We start from the raw sequence: 13,102 nt of genomic DNA, 5'->3' as shown, positions 1-13,102 counted from the left end.
TATGAATGATTTGTTTACTAAAACTGATTATTCGCTTTACTCCAACTCTATGTCGTTTTTACGTCTGCCGTACATTCGTAACCCGGTATCGGCAGACGCAGACGTTGTGGTGTTGGGAGTCCCTCTGGACATGGCAACATCTGGTCGTCCAGGTGCGCGTATGGGTCCAGATGCAATTCGCCGTGCCTCAGTCAACTTGGCATGGGAAGGTAAGAAGTTCCCTTGGAGCTTCAACGTATTGGATAAACTGAAAGTGATCGACGCAGGTGATCTCGTGTTCGATTGCGGTGATGCGGAAGATTTTACTTACCGCCTTGAAGCGGCAACCTGTGAAATTCTAAAAAGTGGTAAAACCATGTTGGGATTGGGCGGTGACCACTTCATCACGCTACCTATCCTGCGTGCCTATGCGAAGCATCATGGCCAAATGGCTTTGATTCACTTTGATGCTCATACGGACACCTATGCAAATGGCAGTTCATACGACCACGGTACGATGTTCTACCATGCGCCGAAAGAAGGTTTGATCTCAGCAAAGAACTCAATACAAATCGGCATTCGTACGGAGTACAAACAGCAAGATCACGGCTTCAATGTGATTAATGCGATGCAAGCGAATGACATGTCGGTGAACGAGATCCTAGAAGAAATTCGTCGCACCGTCGCAGACAAGCCAGTATATGTCACTTTTGACATCGACTGCTTAGACCCGGCCTTCGCACCGGGAACTGGTACACCAGTTTGTGGTGGCTTGAACTCAGACAAAGCGCTGAAAATTATTCGTGGTTTAGCCGGCATGAATATCGTGGGTATGGATGTTGTCGAAGTATCGCCTCCATACGACCACAGTGATGTTACCGCACTAGCGGGAGCAACCATCGCACTAGAAATGCTTTACGCATACGCATCTGAGCGCGAATAGACATAATCATTTCTAAGGGAGCTTCGGCTCCCTTTTCTTTCTGATGCCTTCCTCTACCTTTTATTCACTCGTTTCATCTTGAACTCAGATCAACCGAGCAGACGCTTTATTTTTGCACTTTAACCATTAAAACCAGTTACCTATAAGGCTCATTCTATTCACGAAAAGTAAAAGATTTAACGTAATTAGACAAAGAAATGCACCGCTTTTTGAAAACAAAATCGGATTAGTTTTTCTAATTGAAATCATAGATTTTTATCTTGCTCAACTTCACACTTTTCGATTGCTAATTATACAAGCAAGCACTATTATCTCGCGCAAATACCCCCGCAACACAAGAATTCAGTTGGCACTCTGTAAAAGAGCGCTAAGGGTTTTTACGTCTTAAATTTTTTGGAGAGATACGCAAATGTCTGCTTCGTTTCCATTAGCGAAACTTACCTTTTTAATCGCTATATTGACTGCCGTGGGTCAAATGACCCAGACAATGTACGTGCCTTCAATCGGTCATATGGCGGGCGAGTTTTTGGTATCTGCGTCATCACTTCAAGCTGTGATGGCTTGTTACCTAATCCCATATGGCTTGTCGCAATTTGCGTATGGCACACTATCGGACCGCTTGGGACGCAAACCGATCATCATCGTCGGGCTGCTTATCTACATCGCGGGTACACTGGTAGCATTATTTGCACATCAATTTGAATGGTTCTTGATTGGTAGCTTTATCCAAGGCTTAGGTATTGGCTGCGGCGGTGCGATGTCACGCACTCTGACTCGCGATTGCTTTGAAGGCTCTGATCTACACAGAGCAAACAGCTTAATTAGCATGTGTGTGATTTTCTCACCATTAATGGCACCAGTATTAGGCGGTTACCTAACAGAAGCTTTCGGATGGCGGTCGAGCTACTTGTTCTTAGCGCTATTTGCTATCGCGGTTGTGATCACCATGATGACAAGCATGATGGAGACGCTACCAAAAGAGAAACGCAAATTCGAACCAGTAGCCAAAAGCTACAAACACGTTTTGTCTGACCGTCGCTTTCAAGGCTTTTTGATTTGCCTGGTTGCAACATTCGCTGGTGTGGGTGTATTCGAAGCGGCAGCTGGGGTGTTGTTAGGTGGGGTATTAGAATTACCAGCAACAACGGTAAGTTTGCTGTTTATATTGCCGATCCCAGGTTACTTGGTGGGTGCAGGCTTATCTAGCTACATCGCAAGACGTCGCTCTGAGCGTCGTGCTTTAAATGTAGGCTTGGTCTCTATTTTTGTGGGCTCTGCTATTGTGCTCATCCCAGGCTTGTTTGGTTTAACCACTGCATTAACGCTGGTTGGAGGCGCAACCGTGTACTTTTTGGGTGCAGGTATTCTCTTCCCAGCAGCAACAACTGGAGCGATTGCGCCATTCCCATACCATGCAGGAACAGCAGGCGCGACATTGGGTGGCATGCAAAACTTGGGGGCAGGTGTCGCAACTTTGCTCGCGTCACTATTTCCAGCGCATAACCAGATGCCTTTGGGCATTTTGATGATGGCAATGTCGGTAATTGCAATGCTTGGGTTAATGTGGGTGAATCGAGCACACAATCACTCAAACGAAGTACCGCAAGTTATCTGATCATTATCAGCTTACTTTCAAAGTCCAAAAGGGACACACTCAACAAGTGTGTCCCTTTTTTCATATCACACTATATCGATTTCCCGATGAGAATGATTTAACTTTCGAATTGATATTTGTTAAAAATAACAGCTGCTTACACAATGTGTTTTCAGCTCCCTTCAAATTGAGTATCCAACTCGAAATATTGAGGATTCTCACTTTTTCGGTATACCCCATAACAAAGAATGGACAACTGAAAACCACTAACAAAATGAAAGCCCAGCCCTCAGGATGAGGCCACTTGGGTGTACAATAAGGATAAAATCAGATGCGTTTCACTTTAACTACGTTGGCCGTCTCGGTCGCGCTTGTCGCCGGATGCAGCAATCAAGGAATCCCCAGCATGACTCAATACTCCCAAACACAGATCGTTGCTCAACAAACTCAAGCTCCGGTTGCGAAAAAAGTCCCTCACGCGATGACTATTCATGGCGATACCCGCGTTGATAACTACTACTGGATGCGTGACGACGAACGTAAAGACCCTGAAATTTTACAGCACCTAGAGACAGAAAATCAGTACGCAGAAACCGTTCTAAAGCACACTGAAACACTTCAAGATACGCTATTTGAAGAAATTAAAGGGCGCATCGCAAAAGACGACAACTCAGTACCGGTTCGTAAAGGCAACTACTTCTACTCCAGTGAAGTGACCGGAGATAACGAGTACGAAGTCCATTTGCGAGCTAAAGACTTTGCAGGCAAAGACAAACAAATCATTTTAGATGTCAATGAACTAGCAAAAGAACATGAATTTTTCAGTATCGGCGGCCTATACGTTAGTCCGAATGAAAACTTATTGGCGTATGGCGAAGATACATTAAGCCGCCGCGTGTACACCCTTAAGATCAAAGACCTAACAACAGGCAATTACCTACAAGATGAAATCGAAGGGGCCTCAAGCGCTGTCGCATGGCAGAACGATAACAACGCCTTTTACTACATCAAAAAAGATCCACAGACCTTATTGGGCTACCAAGTTTATCGTCATGGATTGGGCACACCACAAAGCAGCGATGAGCTGATTTTTGAGGAAACCGACAGCGCCTATTACACCTCACTAAGCAAAAGCAAAGATGGCGAAGATATTTATATCTGGCATTCGAGTACAGAAACCAGTGGGGTCTCTATTATTGATGCGAACAACCCTAAAGCAAAGGCGAAACCGTTCTATCCTCGTGAAGATGGCATTGAATACAGTATTTCTAAGCTAGGCGATTGGTACTACATTTATACTAACTATCAAGCCGTCAACTTCCGTTTGATGAAAGTTCATCAAAATGACATGCATGACCGCTCTAAATGGCAAGATGTGATTGCCGCAGACGACAACACTCAACTTGTCGACTTCGAGTTATTCGATGATCACATCGTCTATGAGCAGCGCTCTAACGGCCTAGCAAGCGTCACTGTACGTCAGCTTTCAACAGGAAAAGAACTCCCCCTCACATTTAATGACGATGCGTTTGCTGCCTATTTGACAGGTAACCTAGAGCTGGATAACGAGAAAGTTCGTATTTATTACAGCAGTTTAACCACTCCAGGAACCTACTACGATTTCGATCTAAAAACGGGCGGGTCAGAAATCATGAAGCAAACACCTGTACTTGGTGATTTTAATCCTGACAATTACCAATCAGAACGCATCATGGTCACAGCCCGTGACGGTAAAGAAGTACCCGTTTCTTTGGTGTATCGTAAAGACTTATTTAAGAAAGATGGTACGAATCCACTCTACCAATATGGTTATGGATCTTATGGCGCAACCATTGAGCCAACTTTCCGCTCGACACGTTTGAGTCTATTGGATCGCGGCTTTGTTTACGCCATTGCTCATATTCGTGGATCTGAAATGCTTGGCCGCCCTTGGTATGAAGACGGTAAAAAACTAACCAAGCAAAACACATTCAACGACTTTATTGATGTGACTAAAGGTTTGGTTGAACAAGGCTACGGCGCGAAAGATAAAGTCTTCGCTGTTGGTGGCTCTGCAGGAGGTCTCTTAATGGGGGCTATCATCAACCAAGCACCAGAACTGTACCGCGGTATCGGTGCACATGTTCCGTTTGTGGACGTGGTAACCACCATGCTCGATGAATCGATTCCATTGACCACCAATGAGTATGATGAATGGGGTAACCCAAATAACAAAACATACTATGACTATATGTTGAGTTACTCGCCTTACGACAACATCAAGGCGCAAAACTACCCGAACATGTTGGTAACGACTGGCTTGCACGACTCTCAAGTACAGTACTTTGAACCAATGAAGTGGGTCGCCAAACTTCGTGAAATGAAGACAGACGATAACGTCTTGTTGTTCAAAACCGATATGGAAGCCGGACACGGCGGCGCATCTGGTCGATTTAAGCGCTTAAAAGAAGATGCGCTAGAGTATGCCTTCTTCCTCGATTTACTCGATAAAAAATAAGCGTATTAATAGAACTGTATCTCTAACAACAAAAAATGCCCGCAAGTTGCGGGCATTTTTATAGACGCACTCTCTAAACAAAGAGTGGGGTTACCTAAGCACAGAACGACCAGCGTCTCTTATAGCCAAAGGAAAGCAGAAAGAAAAACGCCTACTCACAACGAGTAGGCGTTAACACAATAAATGTGTTTAGGCAGTAGAAACTGGCCTATTTATTAGAAGTAGTAACGAGCACCTAGAGTCCAGTAGTCGTTCTCTTCATTGTTGTAGTCGTTACCTAGGTCAAACTGGTAACCAGCGAAAGTAACGAATGCAGGAGTTACTGCGTACTCTGCTTGTAGCGCAGTTTCGCTTGAAACTGTCTTGTTGTCTTTGTCGTCTTCTACACCTTCGTAGTTAACGCTGAACGTCCAATTGTTGACTCCGTACGCTAGTAGGCCCTCAATCTGAGTAGTTTCTTCACGCATCTCGTAGAAGTATTCGTTCATGCCGTATACAACAGCTGCGTACAGACCAGAGCCATACTCACCGTAATTTACAGAAACAAGGTGTGATTCAGCAGTTTTAGTACCTAGACCAGAATTCTCAACATCACCGCCGCTGTATACGTAGCCTAGACCAAAGCCCGCAACAGAGCCGCTCAGTGCGATTTGACCACGTTGGTCATACTTGCTGCCTTTAGAAACGTATTCTGGAAGACCTGTGTTAGGGTTTTGTTGTAATGATAGGCCTCTATCATCATTTTCACCTTGCCAACCAAGACCTAGGTTGAAAGCAAAACCTTCGCCAAACTCAAAGCTTTACGGTAGCTGATCATTTTTTCAGCACGACCAGTACCTAGATTGTTGTGATTGTCGTACAAAAAGTCGTTCGCGAACGCGATTGGTAGATCCGCAACGCCAGCGACATCGTAGTACGGAGACCACTGTGTACCTCCCACTAAACGGCCAAACTGCTGGTGGGTCGCGCCGATGTAGCCCAAACGAGTTGAAAACGACTGGCTACCACCATTTAGGTAGTTAAGTGCCCATTCGCCTTTAGCGTCGATAGTGATACCGTTGCCAATGTCTTTCTTGCCCGCAACATTGATACGTGGAGACACTTGGTGAACTTTTACTTCTTCTTCGAAATACTCACCCACGCCAACTGAAACGTGACCGCCGATCGATAAAGATGTACCATCGCTGTTGTAAACTTCTGCTGCGAAGGCCTGTGAACCACATGCTAGTGCCGCCACTGCAACGGCTAGAGTTTTCATTTTCATTGTTAACATCCGTATAGTTGTTTGTACCGGTTCGCTTAGAAACAGATTAAATCCGAATCAATCGCAACGAACACATAACAAAGTAGTAATGAAATAGAAATGAAATAGAAATGAAACAAACACTTTCTTATGCAACCAGTGGTATCAATGCTCACATTTTGAACTTAATCACAAAAAAATAGGGAACTTTTCATTCCCCATCATAAAATCTGTGGCTTTTTACGTGTCACATCTCCCAACGTGCGAGTGGCTTCTCAGTTTTGATACCGTTACTGCCCCAGCGGTCAATAACATCAATTTGCAGTATGCGGCTCGGTTTAATAAGCGATGTCAAGGTTTTCGACGGTCGTTTATCCGTCACTAACCATAGCGTTTTATCTTGTTCAAGCTGAGCTTTTAAAGATAATTTGTCTTCTTCTGTCCACTCAAGTTCCGGCTTAAATTCGCGCCCAACCACAAACAATTGGTTGCCAGAGGCAAAGTCCTCTAATGACTCACTCATCAGCACCACTGAATCGATGCCTTTATCGAAGATCTCAGCCTGTTGTTGGTTGATCAGTTCACGCACATTGAGCATAAGAGCCTGTTGATTCGTTTGAATCGCCTTTTGGTGTTCAGGATATACACGTTGTAGATCCTCTCCAACAATGCCCGCCATTCGGATTAAGTTTGTAGGGTTCAGCCATGCGTACTTCGATGTTGACCCGTTTTCCAATGTCAGAACTGCAACTCCTTGAGCTCTAGGAGAAATGGCCTGCGATGCATCGATTTCAATCAAGTGAATGTTGCCCTGTCGAGCGTAAACATAAGTCGGGTCTTGTTTCCAAATCGCACCAAGAGTAATAGCAACCGTCGCGGCTTGACCCGCTTGCTTAACTTGCTCTGTACCTTTATTTGCGAACCAGTTTTCAAGACGCTCAACGCCGTAACGCTTTGGAGGCAGATACTGAGTCTCTATCCCTGTACCTTTCATGAGTTGCTCAGACAACATGTACGTGACGGGAGTGCTGGTTAAAATGTCTTTGGCGCTTGCCAACGATGGAAGTGTCGTCGCTATAACCAAACCAAAAGTTATCGCTAATTTTTTTATCTTCATGTTCATTACTTTATAAAAAGGGTTACGCTTTTTTGATAATTCGGTAAACCGTTGCTGTTAGGAAAAATGCCGCAGAAACAATGATGATGGATGCGCCTGATGGCACTGGTAGCTCAAGCTCCATCGGCAGTATGGTTCCGACTAAACACGCAATGGTTGCCAATAAAGAAGAAAGGAGAACGAAACTGCCCATGCGTTTAGTCAATAACCTAGCCGTTGCACCAGGAATCAGTAGCAATGCACCAACCAATACCGCGCCAATAATCTTTACCGCGGCAATGGTGACCAAGGTGATCATCATGACAAATAAGTAATCATAAAAGCTGGTATTAAAGCCGCGTACACGTGCAATATCCGGGCTGATACAAGTCAGCAAAATGCGGTTAAACGTTGGAATAAGAAGCAGTAATATGATCAAACAACTGATCGCTAAAATAAGGATATCGCTGTCCGTCACAGTCAAGATCGAGCCAAACAACACGTTCTCCAACATGTGAATGTTGATCTTGCGAGCAACGTACATTAACAGCGCAGCACCAACCGCTAACGCTAATGCAAGAAAAACTCCAACCAGTGTGTCGTAAGGTACATTCGTACGATTACGAACAAAGTGAAGCAACAGCGCAAAAATCATACAAAAGCTAAACAATCCGATGATCGGATTCTCTGGCGGCTCACCGAGCAACACACCAATCGCGATTCCGGTAAGCGCAGCGTGCCCAACCGCTTCAGAGAAAAAAGCCAGTCGTTTGGCGATGACTAATGTACCAAGACCACCAAGTAATGGTCCTAATATCAGCGCTGCCACAATTGCGTTCACCATGAAGGCATAAGAAAAGCTATCGCTTAACCATCCAGCTTCAACGCCGCTAACCGCTAACTCTCGCAACCAATCCATTATGCAGCCTCCACTTTTGCTGTGTAGTGCTTGAATAATGTTTCTATACGATCAGGGCTTAGCACATCTGAATGGTGCCCTGACGCCACAATTTGACGATTTACAACATGGACCTGCGCATCTAAACGGCGCACTGCGGTCACGTCATGGTGTACTGCCAGTACCGTTTTGCCTTCTCCAACGACTTCATGAATCAAACCTTCAAGATATCGAACACCTTGCTCATCCATGCCAGTTGTAGGTTCGTCTAAAACCAATAAATTGGGCTCATCCAGTAAAGCTTGCGCAAACAAAACACGCTGTTGCTCACCGCCAGAGAGTTGCCCCATACGACGGTCGCTACGCGTTGCCATACCCACGCGATCCAGCTGGGCCAGGGCATGTTGAGTTTGTTTCGTTTTACGTCGCCAAAATAGAGGGATACGAGTTTGGTTAAGCAGTACAAAATCCATCACGGTTAACGGGAGGCTTGCTTCAAACATCGCTTTTTGTGGCACATACCCTATCTTCCCCGATGCAGCTGATGGTTCTGGCCAATTGAGCGCTATGTTTCCCGAAAATGGCGTGAGTCCAAGTACCGAACGAAGCAAAGAGGTTTTACCACCGCCGTTCGGTCCCATAATCACGTGACATTTCGCGTTCTCGAATTCGGCGCTGATGTTCTGCAAAATGATATTGTCGGCGTATTTTAGGCCCACGTTACTTAAGGAAACGGAAGGTCCAGTCATCACGCCTTTTCCCCTGCTCGCTTACTCGCCACAAATTTCATGGCTTCGATTAGTGTTTCCACATTATCTCGCATCTCAACCTCGACTTTATCAGCCTCATACTCACCGTGAGTCATGTGAGAAAAGCGATAAAGCTGCACCCCGGTCGCCTCTTCGATGGTATCAACAAAGCGATTCGGCATATTGAGCTCATAAAACAGAACATCAATGCCCGATTCACGAATTTTCTCTATCGTTTCCTGTAGCTGACTTGCACTTGGTTCTACACCATGAGCAGGCTCAATGACAGCGGCAACGTCAACACCAAACTCCTGAAGGATATATCCGTAAGCATTGTGGGTTGTCGCCACCTTCATACCAGCCGTGTCCAACTCACCAAGAGACAACATTGCATCACGCTTCATCAGGCGAAATGTTTTCGCGTATTTACGAGCATTTTGGCGATAGAACGTAGCATTGTCTGGGTCCAATTGGCTTAGCTCACTCGCGATGGTGTAAACCTTTTGAATGGTTGTTGATAGACCGACAAAGGTGTGAGGGTTCACTGCTCCTTGACCAACAGACTGCCCCATAGCGGGCAATAAAGGCACTTCTTTGTTCGCTTCTATAACCACGAGATCATCACGCTGAGAAGCCTTGATCACTTTCAGTGCAAAATCGTCATGACCAATACCATTGATCACTATTACGTCCATCTCATTTAAGCGCTTAAGATCATTAGGTTGTGGCAAATAGTTGTGAGGATTAAAACCAGCATCAACCAAAGGAACGATGTCCGCCTTCTCACCAACAACGGCTTTAACATAGCTGTAATAAGGTTGAAGCGTAATACCAATACTGAGTTTATCGGCAGCAAAGCCAGTAGAAGACACCGTCAATAACGCGGTGGCTGTAAGAATACGACGTAAAAGAGAGCGTTTGATCATAGTACTTATCAATTATGTTGTCTTAATGGGCGTGAGAATGAGAGGAAGAGTCTGACAGAACGATTTGTTTCCACCCGAAATCGTGGCGTTTAGCTAGATCGCTTAGTCCCTCCACATTTAACGAACGGCTAGAATCATTAAACCAAATATCAGCTTGAGAACTGCGGCTATCCAACAGCATGGAAGCAGAGCCTTGGGCACTGGTCTTCACGCCAATGTAGACACCGTCATCAATTCGTTGCCACTGATGAGAACCTTTACGCTTCCAGTTTTGGTCTTTCACGAACGGAGCAATCCAAAGCACCTCCATATCAGAGATCTCAGGCCAAGTTCCGGTATCTAACTGCAAATCACGAATCTCTTCATGAGCGAGCTTAAGCTCAGCGATCAACCCCAACTCATTTTGATGTAAATCCGTGATTAACACTTGATGAGACTGCATGTCTGGCTTTTCAGTCGCGACCTGATGGTAGGGCATAAGTATGGCTGCTGAACTGAGAATTGCTGCGATTGTCAGTGCGACCCACTTTCCTTCTCGGTTACCATCATCAGGGCGAACTTTCTGTACACTCATTTCTCTTTCAGCTCAACGATATCCACTTCCACCGGGCTTTCATGTCCGGCATCAAATACCAAATAGAAATCTGTTTCAGGGTGAGTAAATTCTGCGATGGAACGCTTATCTGTTTTTTCTTTGGCGATCAGATTGTCGTCGTAATCGTACATTTCGACATCGTAGTCGACCGCTGTGGATCCATCCGAGTAGCCCGCTTCACAAATCACTTTATCTTGCGCCAAGTGACAGCTCATCAGAGGAAAATGTGCAGCAGTGTGAAAGGACGCAAATCCAGAAAAAAGCAAAACCGCTTTTAGAAGAGAAGTGTTATTCATGATAATTCCAAAATGGCCCAGCAATTGCTGAGCCTAATTCGATTAGTTAAGTTGAGTTTCAAACGTTAGGTGAACATTGGCACTCGCTTTATCCGCCAATGGATTATCTTTCAATTCACCTTTGTAGTTCGCTTTCATTAAGTAGCGCCCGGCGACTTCTGGCGTGAAAATCACTTTGCCATCTTTATCGCTCACCACATCGATTTGTTCTTGATGGTTTCGGTACATGGTCCCTTCACGTGTAATCTCAGCAGTAACGCCCTCTTGTGGCTCTCCGTTAAAGAAAAACTGGAAAGTCACAGGCTCACCTTCAATGATGTCCGATGGATGCGTGATCGGTTTCATCTCTAGCATTTTGCCTTCAATCTCCAACGCTTTGTCCGTTGGCATACCAACCGTAATGTAGCTTTCTGCTCGGGTGTAACTTAGTTGAGTAACCACATCACGCGCTTGCTCGGGAAGCACATCACCACGCTCAGCTTTGCTTGCTCGCGCCCATTTCACCGTATCACGACGGCCCGCTTTGTATTGTGTGTAGTAGCTCGGCTGATTATTAATCGCAACTTTGTGCGTGCCTTCTTCTGTAAAAAAGAAATCAAACATAGAGCGACGCTTGCCACGAACAACAAAGTTAGGACGCTCAGAGCGGCCATCCGGCATCACCACAAACGCCTGGTCACTACCCGCAGGCTTATCAAAAACAAACGTTCCGTGAGAGGCAGTAACATCAAATGTCAGCCAGTCACCGCCTTCTTTAGAAACCGTAAAGTGAGAGGGCAGAACCCAACGTGGATGTGCTTGTGCGGTGGTGGTTACAGCCAATCCCATTGCCATTACACTCGCCAATGCCACTGCTTTCATTTTGGTTTTCATTGTTGTGTCCTTTAATCACTTAACTTGATAATTGACGGTGATGACACCCGTCTCTTGTGTTGGTTTAAGCTCATAGCGCACGTCACTGTCCGCTAGCGTTATTTTTTGACGTAAGTAGTTTCGCCCACCGTGTTCACGAACGACTTCGACGTACAACGTGTAATTTCCTTGTTCCAAACGCTCCCCTGCGTCATTGGTTCCATCCCAGACAAAGCGGTATTGACCAGCAGGACGTGTTGCAGAAGTCACCGCATCAACAAGTTCACGATCATAACGACCCGCTTTTCTCCACCAGCTGCGTAGATCTTTTAACCATTCGTCTTTCCCTACCCATAACTGAATGGTTTTAACCGGTTTACGCTGATCGTTTTCAACCCAAACCGCCACATAAGGGCGTGCATACATTGAGGTATCTATCTTTGGAAGTTCGAGTTCGAAGTCGACCTTCGCGTTATCTGGTAGAGGCGCCGCGGAAAGAGAGAAAGGAGCAAAAGCCGCGATCAAAGCGGCTTTACAAAAGTGATTACGGCGGAAAAATCTTCCTGTGTTCAACATAAGTGTTCTCTAAAAAAGCTGTTATGGAACAGCAACAAAATAAATTACGAGCGACAGTAACGTACCAAAGCTCATCCATTGCATAGACGTTCTGAGCGTCTTCTTCTTAGGCAGTAACAAGCACACGCCTGTAAGAACAAAAAACACCATCAAAAGCGCAGTGACGTCGATAAACCACTTCCAAATCCCACCACTGTTGCGCCCTTTATGTAGATCGTTCAGCAGCGCAACAATACCGTAGTGCGTCGTTTCAACATCTGCCGCACCAGTAGTCATATCAATAAAGACCGTAGCGTTATAACCTGGACCTTTAAAATCCATAGACAGCTCTCCGAGTAACAACTCACCTTGCTCAACTTCGGTATACACATCTAGTGCGGAGGGAGTGCCGCGAAGCTCGGTTTCTTTAGTCAAGAAAGCCACCAGTTCTTCACGATTAGGTTGAAAGGTATCTGAATGTGAGAATAGAACTGAGTGCGGAACCGTCAGAGTATGTTGTTGAATGATAGGTTCACTGCGTTCAAACAATTCGGGGCGATTGAGGGTAATACCAGTTACTGCAAAAAACAGCGTAACTAAGAGAAGAGCCATCGAAATATAGATATGTAGGCGGCGAGCCCAAGTTTGAACACCTTTGCTTTTAAGCAACATAGAAACAATCATCACCAATAAATGTGGGGCATAATTTAGGTGATAATCATTCGTATTGGCATTTAATTTACATTGTTTACTTTTTCAATTCAGCTTGGCTTGCGCATGTTTTAGCTATTTGGGCCAATGCGAGTTACAGGTTGCCTACCTTTTAGATAATAATCATCTCAATTAAAATAACTAAAAGTTAAACCACTTCCTCAATTC

At 45.2% G+C, this 13,102-nt stretch carries 12 protein-coding genes and 1 pseudogene; 3 read left to right on the top strand and 10 right to left on the bottom strand.

The window, feature by feature from the left end; all coding sequences use genetic code 11:
- The first annotated feature begins 1 nt into the window (after position 1).
- From speB to R7Q39_RS09240, 3 genes are all read left to right on the top strand, one after another.
- Positions 2–922, top strand: coding sequence for an agmatinase (speB, locus tag R7Q39_RS09250; protein WP_064369506.1), 921 nt, complete (start codon positions 2–4; stop codon positions 920–922).
- A 409-nt stretch (positions 923–1,331) separates the two neighbouring features.
- Positions 1,332–2,537 carry a multidrug efflux MFS transporter EmrD gene (emrD, locus tag R7Q39_RS09245; protein ID WP_005374234.1) on the top strand — a complete coding sequence of 402 codons (1,206 nt, stop codon included), beginning with the start codon at positions 1,332–1,334 and terminating at the stop codon, positions 2,535–2,537.
- A 310-nt stretch (positions 2,538–2,847) separates the two neighbouring features.
- Positions 2,848–5,013 (top strand): S9 family peptidase, encoded by a 2,166-nt coding sequence (locus tag R7Q39_RS09240; RefSeq protein ID WP_206954820.1) that lies wholly within the window; start codon positions 2,848–2,850, stop codon positions 5,011–5,013.
- A 215-nt stretch (positions 5,014–5,228) separates the two neighbouring features.
- On the opposite strand, the pseudogene R7Q39_RS09235 reads toward R7Q39_RS09240, so the two are convergent.
- The 10 genes and pseudogenes from R7Q39_RS09235 to R7Q39_RS09190 all read right to left on the bottom strand — a co-directional run bounded on the left by R7Q39_RS09235 (position 5,229) and on the right by R7Q39_RS09190 (position 12,895).
- Positions 5,229–6,277: pseudogene (locus R7Q39_RS09235) on the bottom strand (porin).
- Positions 6,278–6,503: 226 nt separating this feature from the next.
- On the bottom strand, positions 6,504–7,373 hold the full coding sequence (locus R7Q39_RS09230) for a metal ABC transporter solute-binding protein, Zn/Mn family (protein ID WP_064354477.1): 870 nt from the start codon (positions 7,371–7,373) through the stop codon (positions 6,504–6,506).
- Between the two features lie 22 nt (positions 7,374–7,395).
- The gene (locus R7Q39_RS09225; protein WP_213910082.1) at positions 7,396–8,271 is read right to left on the bottom strand and encodes a metal ABC transporter permease; all 876 of its coding nucleotides are present in this window, start codon (positions 8,269–8,271) and stop codon (positions 7,396–7,398) included.
- The gene (locus R7Q39_RS09220; protein WP_017635536.1) at positions 8,271–8,999 is read right to left on the bottom strand and encodes a metal ABC transporter ATP-binding protein; all 729 of its coding nucleotides are present in this window, start codon (positions 8,997–8,999) and stop codon (positions 8,271–8,273) included. Before R7Q39_RS09220 ends, R7Q39_RS09225 begins: the two co-directional genes overlap by 1 nt.
- Complete coding sequence (locus tag R7Q39_RS09215; RefSeq protein ID WP_005374249.1) at positions 8,999–9,925, bottom strand: metal ABC transporter solute-binding protein, Zn/Mn family; 927 nt, start codon at positions 9,923–9,925, stop codon at positions 8,999–9,001. The genes R7Q39_RS09220 and R7Q39_RS09215 overlap by 1 nt, the downstream gene beginning before the upstream one ends.
- A 22-nt stretch (positions 9,926–9,947) precedes the next feature.
- Positions 9,948–10,499, bottom strand: coding sequence for a DUF6162 family protein (locus tag R7Q39_RS09210; RefSeq protein WP_005374250.1), 552 nt, complete (start codon positions 10,497–10,499; stop codon positions 9,948–9,950).
- Entirely contained in the window at positions 10,496–10,816 is a 321-nt protein-coding gene (locus R7Q39_RS09205; protein ID WP_213910080.1) for a hypothetical protein, read from the bottom strand. Before R7Q39_RS09205 ends, R7Q39_RS09210 begins: the two co-directional genes overlap by 4 nt.
- Before the next feature lie 42 nt (positions 10,817–10,858).
- Positions 10,859–11,689, bottom strand: coding sequence for a DUF4198 domain-containing protein (locus tag R7Q39_RS09200; protein ID WP_025768070.1), 831 nt, complete (start codon positions 11,687–11,689; stop codon positions 10,859–10,861).
- Between the two features lie 15 nt (positions 11,690–11,704).
- The gene (locus R7Q39_RS09195) at positions 11,705–12,244 is read right to left on the bottom strand and encodes a DUF2271 domain-containing protein (RefSeq protein WP_033906231.1); all 540 of its coding nucleotides are present in this window, start codon (positions 12,242–12,244) and stop codon (positions 11,705–11,707) included.
- 21 nt (positions 12,245–12,265) lie between these two features.
- The gene (locus tag R7Q39_RS09190; RefSeq protein ID WP_021035904.1) at positions 12,266–12,895 is read right to left on the bottom strand and encodes a PepSY-associated TM helix domain-containing protein; all 630 of its coding nucleotides are present in this window, start codon (positions 12,893–12,895) and stop codon (positions 12,266–12,268) included.
- Positions 12,896–13,102: the final 207 nt, after the last annotated feature.

This window comes from Vibrio sp. 947, from assembly GCF_033339115.1.
GTDB lineage: Bacteria > Pseudomonadota > Gammaproteobacteria > Enterobacterales > Vibrionaceae > Vibrio > Vibrio alginolyticus.
The sequence above is the reverse complement of the archived record's forward strand: the minus strand, read 5'-3'. Positions and strand labels throughout refer to the sequence as shown.